Source organism: Enterobacter quasihormaechei (genome assembly GCF_004331385.1).
GTDB classification, from domain to species: Bacteria; Pseudomonadota; Gammaproteobacteria; order Enterobacterales; family Enterobacteriaceae; genus Enterobacter; species Enterobacter quasihormaechei.
On the sequence record NZ_SJON01000018.1, the window covers coordinates 15,501 to 32,025 of the forward strand.

A 16,525-nucleotide genomic window follows, 5' to 3' on the forward strand; every position below is an offset into this window, starting at 1 on the left:
ATACCTTTTAAATACCTTTAAGGCGATTGTTTGATCAGTGTAACAAAAATGTTGTACACGAAACGAGCCAGCAGATTGTGCTTAAAAAAGTTGCAAATGGTGGAAAATAGAGTAAGTCGGTACCAGGCTTAGTCTGCCTGCAAAAACGTGGGTTTGGATCACACGCTCCGACATCACGTCGGACTTACGGGAGCATCACTATGACTGATATTGCGCAGTTGCTTGGCAAAGACGCCGACAGCCTTTTACAGCATCGTTGTATGACCATTCCAGCCGACCAGCTTTACCTGCCTGGCCATGACTACGTTGACCGCGTCATGGTCGACAACAACCGTCCGCCTGCCGTACTGCGAAACATGCAGACGCTTTATAATACCGGACGCCTGGGCGGAACCGGGTACCTCTCTATTCTGCCCGTTGACCAGGGCGTTGAACACTCTGCGGGGGCGTCGTTTGCCGCGAACCCGCTCTACTTCGATCCGAAAAACATCGTCGAGCTGGCGATTGAGGCGGGCTGTAACTGCGTGGCCTCCACCTACGGCGTGCTGGCCTCCGTGTCGCGTCGCTATGCCCACCGCATTCCGTTCCTCGTCAAGCTGAACCATAACGAAACCCTGAGCTACCCAACCGAATACGACCAGACGCTGTACGCCAGCGTCGAGCAGGCGTTCAATATGGGCGCGGTGGCGGTCGGGGCGACGATCTATTTCGGCTCTGAACAGTCGCGTCGTCAGATAGAGGAGATCTCCGCAGCGTTCGAGCGCGCCCACGAGCTGGGCATGGTGACCGTGCTGTGGGCCTATCTGCGCAACGGGTCGTTCAAGAAAGACGGCGTGGATTACCACGTGTCTGCGGATCTGACCGGTCAGGCCAACCACCTGGCGGCGACCATCGGCGCGGACATCGTGAAGCAGAAAATGGCCGAGAATAACGGCGGCTATAAGGCGGTGAATTTTGGCTATACCGACGACCGGGTCTACAGCAAGCTGACCAGCGACAACCCGATCGATCTGGTGCGTTACCAGCTGGCGAACTGCTACATGGGCCGCGCCGGGCTAATTAACTCCGGCGGTGCGGCAGGCGGTGAAACCGACCTGACCGATGCGGTGCGCACGGCGGTGATAAACAAACGCGCGGGCGGCATGGGGCTGATCCTCGGCCGTAAGGCGTTCAAAAAATCCATGGCCGACGGCGTGAAGCTGATCAACGCGGTTCAGGACGTCTATCTGGACAGTAAAGTCACGATCGCTTAAGTCTTTTTCCCCTCACCCTAACCCTCTCCCCAACGGGGAGAGGGGACGGTTCCGCGCATACGGGAAATGGGCCGCCACCCGGCAACACATCAGCGCAAAAGTTGACAGTCCGGCGGCAACCGGCACTGCAACGCGCCGGGCAAAACTTCGATGCGGAATCGCTCACCGCTGAGCGGCTCTCCGTCAAGGTTAAAGGTCATGCCGTGGGGGGCGATCACCTCAAACCACGCGGATGTGCCGTCGATGATGTTAGGGCTCTCCTCCGGCTGCGTCAGCGTCGTAAACAGCGCGGGCAGCAGCCCGTCGCCGGTAAAAATGCGCAGCTGAAGTTGACCGTCATTAATCAATGCTTCCGGGCAAAGCTGCTGTCCGCCGCCCGCCTGCCGCCCGTTGCCGATACCAATCACCAGCGCGTTGCCCTGCCAGTGGAAGTTCTCACCGTGGATTTCACAGCTGTCCGGCTTGAGCGTGTCCATGCGCATCAGGCCGTGAATGAGATACGAGACGCCGCCCAGCGCGGCCTTCAGCTTTTCCGGCGTTTCGCTGGTGATCCGCGTGCCGAAACCGCCCGTCGCCATATTGATAAAGCAGGTTTTTTCATTCACCTGAGCGATATCGACGGGGGTCGCTTTACCGAGGATGGCCAGTTGCAGCGCTTTTCCTAAATCCTCAGGTATGCCGGCGCTGGTGGCAAAATCATTGGCGGTACCGAGCGGTAAAATGCCCATCACCGGGCGTTCTGCTGTGTTGAGGTCAATCAGCGCGCCGGCGATTTCGTTGATCGTTCCGTCGCCGCCGCCGGAAATAATGGTTTCAGCGCCTAACCTGATGCCCTCGTCGATATAGCGTGCCGCATCGCCTTTTTCAAAGGTCACCCGCACGTGAATGCGCGCGCCATCTTCACGCAATTCGGTAATCGCCTGGCGCAACAGATCGTTGCCTGCACTTTTGCCGTTGAGAATTAATAAACTGTCTGGATAGGTTGCCATCCGGTTTGCTCCCTTTTTTAACTATAGAAAGAGTGTATCCCAGAGAAGAACAAAGCGGGTAAGAACAGGATGAAAGGCAAAAAATAAGCCCGCGTAAGGGAGATTACGCAGGCTAAGGAGGTGGTTCCTGGTACAGCTAGCATTTATGGGTTATGTTTTTCAGCGGGGGGATAATACCCGTATTGAACGAAGCGGTATGTGATCCGATTCTAAGAATTATCCCAGCGTGAAAAAATCCCGTTGATTGACTATTTGCCGTGTGGATTTCGGGTATTTTCACCTTCAAAATTACGCATCAGCAGCGCAAACTCCAGCTCTACCTCTTCAGGTACCGGCAGCCAGACCACATGGCCATCGCCCGGTGCGACCTCAATCGCCTCACCTTTTTTGTTTTCCAGGTGCTCCAGGCGGAAGTTCATGTTGCCCTGCGGCGTCATCAGCTCCAGGCTGTCGCCTTTGGTGAATTTGTTTTTTACGGCGACGGCAGCCAGCGGGCCTTTACGCTCGCCGGTGAAGTCACCGACAAACTGCTGGCGTTCAGAAATCGAGTAGCCATGCTCGTAGTTCTGGTAGTCGTCGTGGGTGTGACGACGCAGGAAACCTTCGGTATAGCCGCGATGCGCCAGACCTTCCAGCGTTTCCAGCAGGCTGGTGTCGAACGGTTTACCGGCGGCGGCATCGTCGATGGCTTTGCGATACACCTGCGCGGTGCGGGCGCAGTAGTAGTAGGACTTGGTGCGGCCTTCGATTTTCAGCGAGTGCACGCCCATCTGGGTTAAACGCTCCACGTGTGCGATGGCGCGCAGATCCTTCGAGTTCATGATGTAGGTGCCGTGCTCGTCTTCAAAGGCGGTCATGTACTCGCCCGGACGTTTGGCTTCTTCAATCATAAACACGCTGTCTGTCGGCGCGCCGATACCCAGCGTTGGCTCAACGTTGGTGACCGGGATCGGCTCGTGTTTATGCACGATGTTCCCGATCTCATCCTCTTTGCCTTCCTGAACGTTATATTCCCAGCGGCAGGCGTTGGTGCAGGTGCCCTGGTTCGGGTCACGCTTGTTGATATAGCCAGAGAGCAGGCAGCGGCCGGAGTAGGCCATGCACAGCGCGCCGTGGACGAAGATTTCGATCTCCATATCCGGCACCTGGGTGCGGATCTCTTCGATCTCTTCGAGAGACAGCTCGCGAGACAGAATGACGCGGGTCAGCCCCATCTGCTTCCAGAATTTCACCGTCGCCCAGTTGACGGCGTTAGCCTGCACCGAAAGGTGAATGTCCATCTCCGGGAAGTTCTCCCGAACCAGCATGATTAAACCCGGGTCCGACATGATCAGCGCGTCCGGCCCCATCTCCACGACCGGCTTCAGGTCGCGAATGAACGTTTTCAGCTTGGCGTTGTGCGGCGCGATGTTCACCACCACGTAGAATTTTTTGCCCAGGGCATGCGCTTCGTTAATGCCGAGCTGAAGATTCTCGTGGTTGAATTCGTTGTTACGCACGCGCAGCGAGTAGCGCGGCTGGCCCGCGTAGACGGCGTCGGCACCATAGGCGAAAGCGTAACGCATATTTTGCAGCGTTCCCGCCGGGGAAAGGAGTTCCGGTTTAAACATGTTTGTTCTCGTTCTGATGACAGGTCAGATCCGCATACACCTGGTGCAGCGGTAAGGGGAGATCCCCCACTTTAAGGGCGGGCATTGTAGCGCTGCGGGGCGGGGAGGTAAAGTTCTTGTGCCGGGTGACGGCTTCGCCTTACCCGGCCTGGATTGTCCCGCAGCTGACTAGGCAATCCTGCACGCGTCCGCTTCCCATCGATACCCCACGCCGTACACCGCACGAATAAACGACTGGTCGGCATCCAGCGACTCCAGCTTGCGGCGCAGGTTTTTGATGTGGCTGTCGATGGTGCGGTCCGTCACCACGCGGTAATCGTCATACAGATGATTGAGCAGCTGTTCGCGGGAAAACACTTTCCCCGGCTCGTGGGAGAGCGTTTTCAGCAGGCGGAACTCCGCAGGGGTGAGGTCCAGCAGCTTGTTGCGCCAGCTCGCCTGGAAGCGGCTTTCGTCGACAATCAGCGGGCTTTGCGCATCCAGCACCTGCAATTCACGCTGCGGCTTGCAGCGGCGGAGGATGGTTTTCACGCGAGCAACCACTTCGCGCGGGCTGTAAGGCTTGCAGATATAATCGTCGGCGCCGATTTCAAGCCCCAGCAGGCGGTCGATCTCTTCAATTTTGGCCGTCACCATCACGATGGGTACGTCGGAGAAACGACGAATTTCACGGCACAGGGTCAGGCCGTCAGTACCAGGGAGCATCAGATCCAGCAGGATCAGATCCGGCGGCGTCTGGCGCACGTAGGGCAGCACCTGGTCGCCGTGGCTGATAAGCGTGGGCGCGTAGCTCGCGGTACGCAAATAGTCAATCAGCAGTTGCCCCAGTTTAGGTTCGTCTTCCACGATCAAAATGCGCGGTGTGTTGTCGTCAATCGGTAACTCGGTCATGCTTCCCTCGATAAATCCCGTTCCAGAGGTAACTCTACTGTAATGCTAACCCCGCCAAAAGGCGAATGGGCGGCGCGGATGGTGCCGCCGTGGGCTTCCACAATGTTAACGCAAATCGCCAGCCCAAGGCCGGAACCGCCGCTGGCGCGGTTGCGGGAACCTTCGGTGCGATAGAAGCGCTCGAACAGTTTTTCCAGCTGCGCATCCTTCACGCCAGGGGCGGAGTCCGCGAAGGTCAGGGCAAAGCGCCCGTTTTCCTGCTTGCCGGAGATATGCAGCGCGCCGCCGCCGTCGGTATAGCGAAGGCTGTTCTCCAGCAGATTATTGAATAATTGCATCAGGCGATCTTTGTCGCCAAACACCACCGCGCTGTCCGGCAGCGAGAGGTTGATTTTCAGGTCACGGCTGGCGAAGCGTTCGCGGAACGCGCCGGTCACGACTTCAAGAATATTGATCACGTCGATTGGAGCTTTCTGGTAGGCCAGGGCGCCTTCGTCGGACATGGAAAGCTGATGCAGATCGTCCACCAGCTTGGTCAGCGTACCGACTTCCGCCTGTAACGAGGCCACGGACTCGGGAGTGAACTGCCGCACGCCGTCCTGAATCGCCTCCAGCTCGCCGCGCAGCACCGCCAGCGGGGTGCGCAGCTCGTGCGAAATGTCGGCCATAAAGTCGCGGCGCATCTGCTGGTTTTTCTCCAGCGTGCTGGCGAGCTGGTTAAAGTCCTGCGCCAGCTTGCCCAGCTCGTCCTGACTGCGGGTGTCCACGCGGGTCGAGAAATCACCCGCCGCCAGCTTGTGTGTGCCCTCAACAAGGCGCTTAACCGGCGCCAGCAGGCCGCGCGCCAGCGGGAAGGTGGCGAGCGCGGCAAGCAGGGTAGAGAGCGCGACAATCAGCCAGCTGGTCTGACGCTGCTGGCGGTCAAAGTTGATGTCGGTGTTGCGCGTCAGCCGCTCGACCGGCGAGGCGATAACCCAGCCCACCGTGGCACCGTTCGAGGTGATGGCGCGCTTTGTGCCGTCCGGCGGTACCGGCGAGCGCGGGCCAACGAGCACGCGCATCTCCTGATCAATCACCCAGAACTGGGTGCGCCAGCCGTGCGGCGGCATCCCCGGCCCCGGGCGGTCGTCGTCATTATCGTGCTCCAGCGAGCGCAGAATTTGAAATATAAAGCGGTCATTATTGCGCAGAAAACGCCAGTTACCGTGCAGGCTGTACTGCTCGCCCAGCGCGTCGCTTAAGCCCTGTAAGCGCTGTTCGTTACCGTGCTTGATGTAGTCAATAAACCCGCGCTCAAAACTGACCCGCACCGCCCAGTGCATGGTTATCAGCAGGACAATACAGGTGGCGAAAATCGCCACAAAAAGCTTACCGGTGATCCCCGGACGCCAGAATTTCATGGTGCACTCCTTTTGCCGCGTCGGAGCACGACATTTTTGGTCGTGTCATTCGGTACTCTGGCAAAGATAAAAGCGGGCAGGGCGACGATCGCCGCCATGCTGAGGTAGGTGTATAAAAAGACCTGATGCGCGACGGGGGTGTCGACGCTGAGGTGGTGCTGGCCGTACATGCCGAGCAGCAAGCCGGCCACCGTGACCCCCACGCTCATGGAGAGCTGCATGATCATCGACAGCAGGCTGTTACCGCTGCTCGCCAGCTCGTCCGGCAGATCTTTCAGCGTGAGGGTGTTCATCGACGAGAAGCGCATGGAGTTGACGATCCCCTGGCAGAACAGCACCAGCGGCAGGACGTAGTACCAGCCCATCAGCGCCACGGTCATAAACAGCAGGGTGACCAGCGCCAGCCCGAGCGTGGCGGCCACCAGCACGCGGCGGTAGCCAAAGCGGTTTACCACCTGCACCACTATACGCTTCATCCCCATGCTGCCGAGCACCATCGGGATCATCATCAGCCCCGCGTGGAACGGCGAAAAGCCCATCCCAATCTGTAAAAATACCGGCGTCATAAACGGCAGCATGCCGCTGCCGATACGTCCGGCGAAGCTGCCCAAAAGCCCCAGACGGTAGGTTGGGGTGTTAAACAAGTTCAGGCTGAACAGCGCCCTGTCGTTGCCTCTGGCATGCCACAGATACCAGAGAATAGCGGTGACACCCAGCGCCACCAGCAGGGCGAGCGACAGGGACGAAATCCCCAGCCCTTTTTGCCCGTCCAGCGCCAGGGTGAGCGTCGCCATGCCGGCGGCCAGCAGGATGAAGCCAAAGAAATCAAAGCGCCGGGTCTGCATTTTATAGTTCGGCATCAGCGTCAGGGTGGCAATCGCGCCGATGATACCGACCGGCAGGTTAATCAGGAAGATCCAGTGCCAGGAAGCGTACTCCACCAGAATACCGCCCAGCGCCGGGCCAAGCAGCGGGCCGACCTGACCGGGCAGGGTGACAAAGGTCATCGCTGCCATATACTGCGCGCGCGGAACAATTTTCATCACCGTTAGCCGCCCGACGGGCACCATCATTGCGCCGCCGACGCCCTGTAGCACGCGCGCCATCACCAGCTGGTCAAGAGTATTGGCCTGAGCGCAAAACAGCGACCCGGTGGTAAACAACACGATGGCGGTGAAGAAGATGTTCCGCACGCCGACCTTATCCGCCAGCCAGCCGCTGGCGGGCAGCATCACGGCGACCGTCAGCACGTAGGCGACAATCACCATATGCATATGCAATGGGCTCTCCCCCAGGCTTTTTGCCATCGAGGGGAGGGCGGTGTTCACGATAGTCGTGTCCAGCGACTGCATAAAGAAGCCGAACGCGACTATCCACAACTGCCAGCGAACGTTACCGGGAAGGTCGGTCATTTACTCGGTCACCGTGGTTCTCTTTTTACGCGAAAAACGCAGCCGCAGCCGGTCGAAGAACAGATAGACCACCGGCGTGGTGTAGAGCGTCAGGAGCTGGCTCATCACCAGGCCACCGACGATCGTGATCCCCAGCGGCTGACGCAGTTCAGAGCCGTCGCCGCCGGAAATGACCAGCGGCAGCGCGCCGAAGAGTGCCGCCAGCGTGGTCATCATAATCGGGCGAAAACGCAGCAGACAGGCCTGGAATATCGCCTCGTCCGGCGTCAGGTTGCCGTTGCGCTGGGCGTCCAGCGCAAAGTCGACCATCATTATCGCGTTTTTCTTCACGATGCCAATCAATAGCATGATCCCGATGAGCGCGATAAGACTGAATGGGGCACCGAACAGCTCCAGCGCCAGCAGTGCCCCCACGCCCGCAGAGGGAAGCGTGGAGAGAATGGTCAACGGATGCACGTAGCTTTCATACAGCACGCCCAGCACGATATACACCGTGGCAATGGCCGCCAGAATCAAAATGACCTGCGAATTCATGGTGTCCTGGAACACCTGCGCTGTACCGGCAAAACTGCCGCGCACGGAGGAGGGTACCCCGAGCTGGGTCATGGCGCGGTTAATGGCATCGCTGGCCTCAGACAGCGACGAGCCGGTTGGCAGGTTAAACGAGACGGTCGAGGCGGCGGAAAGCCCCTGGTGGTTCACCGACAGCGGCGCGTTCGAGGGCTGCCAGCTGGCGAAGTACGACAGCGGTATCGCCTTACCGTCATCATTGATCACAAACATCTTATCCAGCGCGCTGATGTCCTGGGTGTAGCGCGGATCCACCTCCATCACCACCTTGTACTGGTTCATCGGCTGATAGATGGTGGAGACTTCACGCTGCCCGAAGGCGTTGTTCAGCAGGCTGTTGGCCGCCTCCACGTTAATGCCCAGGCGGGCCATGGTTTCACGATCGTAGGTGAGCGCCATCTCCGCACCGTTGTTTTGGCTGTCAGAGTTCACGTCAGCCAGCTGCGGCAGAGCGGCCAGCGCTTTTCGGATCTTCGGCTCCCACTCGCGCAGGGCAGCTAAATCGTCCGAGAGCAGGGTGTACTGATAGCTGGCGTTGGCCTGTCGTCCGCCGACGCGGATATCCTGAACGGCCATCAAAAACAGGTTCGCCCCCGGCTCTTTGGCGAGCTTCACCCGCAGACGGTCAATGATCTGCTGCGCCGTTTCGTGACGTTCACCGCGCGGCTTAAGGGTAATAAACATCATCCCGCTGTTAACGCGCGAGCCGCCGGTAAAGCCGGTGACGTTGTCTACGGCCGGATCCTCACGGATGATTTTCATAAAGTCCTGAAGCTTGCCGCGCATCGCCTGGAACGAAATGCTCTGGTCCGCCTGAATACCCCCCATCAGCACGCCGGTATCCTGCTCCGGGAAAAAGGTTTTCGGGATGGTGATGTACATCCAGACGTTGAGCACGATGGTGCCCATCAGCACCAGCCCGACAATACGCGTGTGGTTCAGCACCCATTTCAGCGATTTGCCATAGCCTGACTGCATTGCCATCAGGACGCGGCCAAAGCCTTTCCGGCGCGGCTGCGAGTGCGGTTGGCTGCGCTTGAGCATCCAGCCGCACATCATTGGCGTCAGCGTTAGCGAAATCACCAGTGAGATACCGATGGCGACGGAAAGCGTGACGGCAAATTCGCGCAGCAGTCGTCCCGGCAGGCCGCCCATCAGCAGCAGCGGCAGGAACACCGCCACCAGCGACAGGCTCATGGACAGTACCGTAAAGCCCACTTCACGCGTACCCTGAAGCGCCGCCTGGAGCGGCTTCATGCCCGCTTCCAGATGGCGCGAGATATTTTCCAGCACCACGATGGCGTCATCCACCACAAACCCGGTGGCAATCGTCAGCGCCATCAGCGACAGGTTGTTAAGGCTGAAGCCGCACAGGTACATGGCGGCAAAGGTGCCAATCAGCGACACCGGGACCGCCACCGCCGGGATCAGCGTGGCGCGACCCGATCGCAGGAACAGGAACACCACCAGGATCACCAGCGCGACGGAAATAATCAGGGTCTGCTCCACCTCTTCGAGCGAGGCGCGGATGGTAGGGGAGCGGTCCTGCGCAATCTGGAGATCGATCGCCGCCGGAATGGTTTCCTGAAGCTCCGGCAGCCGCTCGCGGATGCTGTTCACCGTCTGGATGATGTTGGCTTCCGGCAGCTTGCGGATCATCAGCAAAATGGCCGGTTTGGCGTTGGTCATCCCGGCGTTGCGCACGTCCTGCACCGAATCGGTAACGCTGGCGACGTCGCTCAGGCGCACCGCCGCGCCGTTGTTGTAATGAATAATCAGCGGCTGATACTCGGCGGCGGTTTTCAGCTCGTCGTTGGTCTGGATCTGCCAGCGGTGGCTGCTGTCCTCAATCGCCCCCTGCGGTTTACGCACGTTGGCGTTGCTGATGGCGGAACGCACGTCGTCCAGCGACACGCCCTGGTTAAAGAGCGCCTGCGGATTCAGGCCCACGCGCACGGCGGGCAGAGAGCTGCCGCCGACGTCCACGTCGCCCACGCCGTCAATCTGGGCAATGGTCTGCGCCAGTTGCGTGGAGGCAAAATCGTACAGCTCGCCCTGGGAGTAGGTCTCCGACGTGAGCGTCAGGATCATGATCGGCGCATCGGACGGGTTGGCCTTGCGGTAGGTCGGACGGCTCGGCATGCCGCTCGGCAGCAGGCTTTGGGCGGCGTTAATCGCGGCCTGCACGTCACGCGCCGCGCCGTTGATGTCCCGGTCGAAGTTAAATTCCAGAATGATGCGCGTGCTGCCCAGCGAACTGCTGGAGGTCATCTCGTTAACCCCGGCAATTCGCCCAAGCGATCGCTCAAGCGGCGTGGCCACCGATGAGGCCATGGTTTCCGGCGATGCACCCGGCAGCGAGGCGCTGACCATGATCACCGGGAAATCCACCTGCGGCAGCGGCGCCACCGGCAGCAGGCGGAAGCCCAGCACGCCGCACAGGGTGATGGCGACGGAGAGTAAAATCGTCGCCACCGGACGGTAAATGAAGAGGGCGAAAAACTTCACTTACGCCTCCTCTTCACGTTTCGGGAAGCGGCTTTTCGTCCACAGCGCCAGACGGTCGAACAGCAGGTAGATGACCGGCGTGGTAAACAGCGTCAGCACCTGGCTGACCAGCAGGCCGCCCACCATGCCGATACCCAGCGGACGGCGCAGCTCTGCCCCCACGCCGGTGCTCAGCATCAGCGGCAGGGCGCCCAACAGGGCCGCCAGGGTGGTCATCAGGATCGGACGAAAACGCAGCAGGCAGGCCTGGAAAATGGCCTCGCGCGGCGCCATACCCTGTTCGCGCTCGGCGGCCAGCGCAAAGTCGATCATCATGATGGCGTTTTTCTTCACGATCCCGATAAGCAGGATGATGCCAATGATCGCAATCACGTCCAGCTCGCTCCCCGCCAGCATCAGCGCCAGCAGCGCCCCCACGCCCGCCGTCGGCAGGGTGGAGAGGATGGTGATCGGGTGGATAAAGCTTTCATACAGCACGCCAAGCACGATATACATCGCCACCACCGCCGCGACGATCAGCCAGACGGTGCTGCCCAGCGCGGCCTGGAACGCCAGCGTACTGCCCTGGAACTGGGTCTGAATATCGGACGGGAAGCTCAGTTCCTTCTCCGCGCCCAGAATGGCCTCCACCGCTTCGCCCAGGGAATAGCCGTCCGGCACGTTGAACGAAATGGTGGTAGACGGGAACTGATCGAGATGGTTAATCGACAGCGGGGCGTGACGCTCTTCCACCGTGGCAATCGCGTTGAGCGGCACAATACCGCCATCTTTGCTGGTCAGGCGCACCGAGTCCAGGGCGGCCAGCCCCGGCGTGTTCTCGGTGTTGTGTTCCAGCACCACGCGATACTGATTCGCCTGGGTGTAAATGGTGGAGATCAGACGCTGGCCAAAAGCGTTATACAGCGCGTTATCCACGTCGGACATGGTAATGCCCAGACGGCTGGCGGTGTCGCGGTTGACGTTCACGTACGCCGCCAGCCCTTTGTCCTGCCAGTCGCTGCTGACGTCAGAAACCTGCGGCAGCGCTTTCAGCTTGTCCACCAGCTGCGGCACCCAGGTGCTGAGCGCATCAAGCGAGGTGGCCTGAAGCGTGAACTGGTACTGCGTGCGGCTCACCTGCGTATCAATGGTTAAATCCTGAATCGGTTGCAGGTACAGCTGAATGCCCGGCACGCGCGCCACGGCGCGTTGCAGGCGCTCGATCACCGCGTTGACGCGATCGTCGCGGTCATCAAGCGGTTTGAGGTTAATTTGCAGGCGGGCGCTGTTAAGTGATGGGTTGGTGCCGTCCACGCCCACGTAGGCGGTCAGGCTTTCCACCGCCGGATCTTTCATGATGATTTCCGACACCTGCTGCTGGCGCTGCGCCATATTCGCGAAGGAGACCGACTGCGGGGCCTGGAGCGTGCCCTGAATAATGCCGTTGTCCTGAATCGGGAAGAAGCCTTTCGGAATGAAAATCCACAGCATGACGCTGAGCGCCAGCGTGCCGAGGGCCACGCCGAGCGTCGCCCACGGATGGTTCAGCACTTTTGCCAGCACGCGACCGTAGGCGGCAATGATGCGCTCGAACATCCGCTCGGAGGCGCGGGAGAAGCGGTTTTGCTTGCGCAAAGAGTCATGGCTCAGCATGCGGGCGCACATCATCGGCGTCAGCGTCAGCGACACCACGGCAGAGATCAGAATGGCGACGGCCAGCGTCACGGCAAATTCGCGGAACAGGCGACCTACGATATCCCCCATAAACAGCAGCGGGATCAGCACCGCAATCAGCGAAAAGGTCAGCGAGATGATGGTAAAGCCAATTTCTCCCGCGCCCTTCAGCGCGGCGGCTAACGGCTTTTCACCTTTTTCGATATAGCGCGAGATGTTCTCGATAACGACGATGGCATCGTCCACCACGAACCCGGTGGCGATGGTGAGCGCCATCAGCGTCAGGTTGTTAATCGAAAAGTCGAGAAATACCATTACCGCGAACGTTCCCACCAGCGAGAGCGGCACGGCAACGGCGGGAATGATGGTTGCCGGAACGTTGCGCAGGAACAGGTAGATGATCATGACCACCAGCGCAATCGCCAGCATCAGCTCGAACTGCGTGTCCGATACCGAGGCGCGAATGTTGGTGGTGCGATCCGACAGCACCTTCACGCTGACCGATTTCGGCAGGCTTTCCACCAGCTGCGGCAGCATGGTGCGAATGCTGTCGGCAGTATCAATAATGTTCGCGCCCGGCTGGCGCTGAACGTTCATGACGATCGCCTGCTGCTTATTGGCCCACGCCCCGAGCCAGCTGTTTTCAGCCCCTTGCTCAACGGTGGCAACGTCCCCGAGGCGGATTGGCGCGCCGTTTTGATAGGCCACAATCAGCTGGCGGTATTCATCGGCGGACTGCATCTGGTCGTTGGCGGAGAGCGTGACCGCGCGGGTTGGGCCGTCCAGCGAGCCCTTCGCTGAGTTAACGTTGGCGCTGCTGATGGCGGTGCGAATGGTTTCACTGGTTAACCCCAGCGCGGCAATGGCCTGGGCATTAAGCTTAACGCGCACGGCGGGGCGTTGTCCCCCTGCGAGCGTCACCAGCCCGACGCCGGTCACCTGCGAAATCTTTTGCGCCACGCGGGTTTCGACCATGTCCTCCACCTGCGTCATCGGCATGGCGGAGGAGGTGACGGCAAGCGTCATGATCGGCGGGTCTGCCGGGTTCACCTTGCTGTAAACCGGCGGGTTCGGCAGGTCAGACGGCAGCAGGTTGGTGGCGGCGTTAATGGCGGCCTGCACCTCCTGTTCCGCGACGTCCAGCGACAGCGCGAGCTGGAACTGAAGCGTGACGACGGAGGCGCCGCCGGAGCTCTGGGAGGACATCTGCTTCAGGCCAGACATCTGGCCGAACTGACGCTCCAGCGGGGCGGTGATTGCGGACGTCACCACGTCCGGACTGGCGCCCGGATAGAGGGTGACAACCTGAATCGTCGGGTAGTCTACTTCCGGCAGCGCCGACACGGGCAGAAAACGGTAGCCAATGATCCCGGCCAGCAGGATCGCCACCATCAACAGGGTCGTCGCAACCGGACGTAAAATGAACAGGCGTGATGGCCCACCTGTAGAGCTCGGCGGCATCACCTGCATCAGGCTTTTGCTCCTGTAGTCTGAGCTTCCACCACCTCGACCTGCGCCCCTTCGGTCAGACGGTCAATACCGTCGGTCACGACGCGGTCGCCTGCGGACAGCCCGGCGTCGATCACCACCGTCTGGCTGTCCTGGATGCCGGTTTTCACCAGGTGTTTGCTGACCTTGTTTTCACTGTTCAGCACCCAGACAAAGTTGCCTTCACTGCCCATTTGCAGAGCCGCCGTCGGGATCACTACCGCGTTTTCTTCGGTCGCGACCAGCATACGCGCGTTGACGAACTGATTCGGGAACAGGGCATCGTCCTGATTGTTGAAGCGCGCCTTCAGCTTGATGGTGCCGGTGGTGGTGTCGATCTGGTTATCCAGGCTCAGCAGCGAACCTTCGCTCAGCTTCTGCTTGTTGGTGCGATCCCAGGCCTCCACGACCAGCCCTTTACCGGCTTTCTGCGCCTGGACCACCGTCGCAATGTCGCTTTCCGGCAGGGTAAAGACGAGATCGATAGGGTGCGTCTGGGTGATCACCACAATGCCCGTGGTGTCGCCGCTTGAGATTTGGTTGCCGATGTCCACCTGCCTGAGGCCGACGCGCCCGTCGATGGGGGCAACGATCCGGCTCCAGTCCAGCTGGAGCTGGGCGCTGGCGACCGCGGCTTCGTCGGCTTTAATGGTGCCCTGCGATTCGCTGACCAGCGACTGCTGGGTATCCAGCTCCTGGCGCGACACGAGGTTGGTTTTTACCAGCTGCTGATAGCGGGTTAAATCGCGGCGGGCGTTGGCGAGGGTGGCTTTGTCTTTCGCGAGCTGCCCCTGCGCCTGCGCCAGGGCCACCTTAAACTGGCTTGGGTCGATTTCCGCCAGCAGATCGCCGGCTTTGACCTGCTGCCCTTCCTGGAAATGAATGGCCATCAGCTGACCGTCCACGCGGCTGCGCACCGTCACGGTGTTAGCGGCGGTGATGGTTCCCAGCCCGGAGAGATAACGAGGTACCGCTTTAGTCACCGCCGTTGCCGCCTGCACCGGCGCCAGCGCGCCGCCGCGCATGCCGTGGCGACCACTGCCCGCAGGGCGCTGTGAGGGGCTACTGGCGCCAGCCGGTGCCGGGGAATTCGCGGACTGACTATGCCAGTACCAGGCGGCGGCAAGGACCACCACAATCAGACCAGCGGCGATTGCCCAGCGGGATTTGTTACTGCCTTTCATCGTTATACGTTCTCATCCTGAAACTCTTTCGGGGAATGATACTAGTTTAGTCAGCTAACACAGCGGAAAAATGAAGGAAATATGGAAGACTGTCAGGAATGGTCTGAGTGTGGCGCGCTGTTTCGCCGGGTGGCGGCTTCGCCTTACCCGGCCTACAAGATCCTCGAAACGTAGGCCGGGTAAGCGCAGCGCCACCCGGCACAACCGCATTAGCTAAACACCACCTGCGCCCAGCGCGCCAGCCCTGCCGTAACGGAGCCAAAGTCATCGCCGCCGGCAATGGGGATCCCCGGCAGCTGTTCCGCCAGCGCCTTCTTGATCAGCGGTGAACGGGCGCTACCGCCGGTCAGGTAAATCACGTCCGGTTTCTCTTTGCCGTTCTCCAGCGCCAGCTGTACCTGCTCCAGAATACGCTGTAGCGGCTGGGCCAGCGCCAGTTCCAGCCCTTCCCGGGTAATGGTCGTTGCCAGATTGTCGCTAATAAACGGCAATGAAACGGCCTGCTTCGGACGATCGGAAAGGGCAATTTTGCTCTCTTCTGCGGTGCGCACGACCCGATAGCTCAGGCGCTGGCGCCACACTTTATAGAGCAGGGCGACCTTCCCGGCATCCTGTGCGTCGCGCACCAGATCGTTGAGGTAACGGCCATTCGCGGTGCTGTAAAAATCACTCTGCGCAGGGACGTCGTTGATGGCAATCGCGTTCCACCACGGCAGGATCGGCAGGGCGATGCCTTTCTCGGTTTGTCCGCCCATGCCGAGCAGCGGCATCAGGCTCTTGAACGCCAGGGCGATATCCAGATCGTTACCGCCGACGCGGCAGCCGCTGTGCCCCAGCAGGCTGTTTTCACGATCGCGACGGTGATGCCATTGCGGCCCCATGAGCAGCAACGAACAGTCCGTCGTACCGCCGCCGATGTCCACTACCAGCACCCGCTTCTCTTCCGTCAGCGTGGCCTCAAAATCCAGCCCCGCCGCAACCGGCTCATACTGGAACACCACGTCGCTAAAGCCCGCCCGGTGCGCCGCACGCTCGAGGATCCCCTGCGCCTGCTGGTTGGCTTCATCACCGCCCAGCCCCTGGAAGTTGATCGGGCGACCAATCACCGCCTGGGTGATGGTCTCCGGCACCTGCGACTGCGCCTGATTGCGGATATGCAGCATCATCGCGCAGACCAGATCTTCAAACATCGCCACCTGCTGCGGCTTCAGGCCGCTGGCGCCGAGAAAGGATTTAGGCGATTTAACGAAGTAAATCTCTTCCGGATCGTCAATGTACTGCCCGAGCGAAGAGAGGCCGAACTGCACGCTGGAAGGGGTAACGTCGATATCTTCCTCGCGGTTAAAACTGACCGCACGGCGCAGCAGCGCCTGTGATTCTGCCGCCGTGGCCGGAACCTGATGATGGCGGAACAGCCACTCGCTCACCGCTTCACGCGTGGGCGCGCAGAGCATTGACGGCAACAGCGTACTGCCGTTTTCCATTTTCAGGAGCTGCGGTTGTCCGTTTTGCATTATCGCAACCGAGCAGTTTGCGGTGCCGTAGTCGAATCCAATAAACACAATAA

General features: G+C 60.1%; 10 protein-coding genes. 1 reads left to right on the forward strand and 9 read right to left on the reverse strand.

All coding sequences use genetic code 11. From position 1 onward, the window contains the following. The first annotated feature begins 200 nt into the window (after positions 1 to 200). The gene (gene fbaB / locus E0L16_RS18580; RefSeq protein WP_022648654.1) at positions 201 to 1,253 is read left to right on the forward strand and encodes a class I fructose-bisphosphate aldolase; all 1,053 of its coding nucleotides are present in this window, start codon (positions 201 to 203) and stop codon (positions 1,251 to 1,253) included. 89 nt (positions 1,254 to 1,342) lie between these two features. Here fbaB and yegS read toward each other — a convergent pair whose 3' ends face one another. The 9 genes from yegS to yegD all read right to left on the reverse strand — a co-directional run bounded on the left by yegS (position 1,343) and on the right by yegD (position 16,520). After that, positions 1,343 to 2,242, reverse strand: a complete 900-nt coding sequence (yegS, locus tag E0L16_RS18585; protein WP_131637754.1) for a lipid kinase YegS — start codon at positions 2,240 to 2,242, stop codon at positions 1,343 to 1,345. Positions 2,243 to 2,490: 248 nt separating this feature from the next. Next, positions 2,491 to 3,852 carry a prephenate-dependent tRNA uridine(34) hydroxylase TrhP gene (gene trhP, locus E0L16_RS18590; RefSeq protein WP_063868340.1) on the reverse strand — a complete coding sequence of 454 codons (1,362 nt, stop codon included), beginning with the start codon at positions 3,850 to 3,852 and terminating at the stop codon, positions 2,491 to 2,493. 168 nt (positions 3,853 to 4,020) lie between these two features. Continuing rightward, positions 4,021 to 4,743 (reverse strand): envelope stress response regulator BaeR, encoded by a 723-nt coding sequence (gene baeR, locus E0L16_RS18595; protein ID WP_063450271.1) that lies wholly within the window; start codon positions 4,741 to 4,743, stop codon positions 4,021 to 4,023. Next, a complete protein-coding gene (gene baeS, locus E0L16_RS18600; RefSeq protein ID WP_063450270.1) occupies positions 4,740 to 6,143 on the reverse strand; it encodes an envelope stress sensor histidine kinase BaeS in 1,404 nt (467 codons plus the stop codon). Before baeS ends, baeR begins: the two co-directional genes overlap by 4 nt. Continuing rightward, positions 6,140 to 7,555, reverse strand: coding sequence for an MFS transporter (mdtD, locus tag E0L16_RS18605; protein ID WP_063450269.1), 1,416 nt, complete (start codon positions 7,553 to 7,555; stop codon positions 6,140 to 6,142). Before mdtD ends, baeS begins: the two co-directional genes overlap by 4 nt. Beyond that, the gene (gene mdtC / locus E0L16_RS18610) at positions 7,556 to 10,633 is read right to left on the reverse strand and encodes a multidrug efflux RND transporter permease subunit MdtC (RefSeq protein ID WP_063868343.1); all 3,078 of its coding nucleotides are present in this window, start codon (positions 10,631 to 10,633) and stop codon (positions 7,556 to 7,558) included. It lies immediately after the preceding gene. Then, positions 10,634 to 13,756: an MdtB/MuxB family multidrug efflux RND transporter permease subunit gene (locus E0L16_RS18615; protein ID WP_107533364.1), complete on the reverse strand. Its 3,123-nt coding sequence runs from the start codon at positions 13,754 to 13,756 to the stop codon at positions 10,634 to 10,636. It abuts the gene before it with no gap. Then, positions 13,756 to 14,958, reverse strand: a complete 1,203-nt coding sequence (locus E0L16_RS18620; protein ID WP_131637756.1) for an MdtA/MuxA family multidrug efflux RND transporter periplasmic adaptor subunit — start codon at positions 14,956 to 14,958, stop codon at positions 13,756 to 13,758. The genes E0L16_RS18615 and E0L16_RS18620 overlap by 1 nt, the downstream gene beginning before the upstream one ends. 209 nt (positions 14,959 to 15,167) lie before the next feature. Continuing rightward, a complete protein-coding gene (gene yegD, locus E0L16_RS18625) occupies positions 15,168 to 16,520 on the reverse strand; it encodes a molecular chaperone (protein WP_131637758.1) in 1,353 nt (450 codons plus the stop codon). Between the last annotated feature and the right edge of the window lie 5 nt (positions 16,521 to 16,525).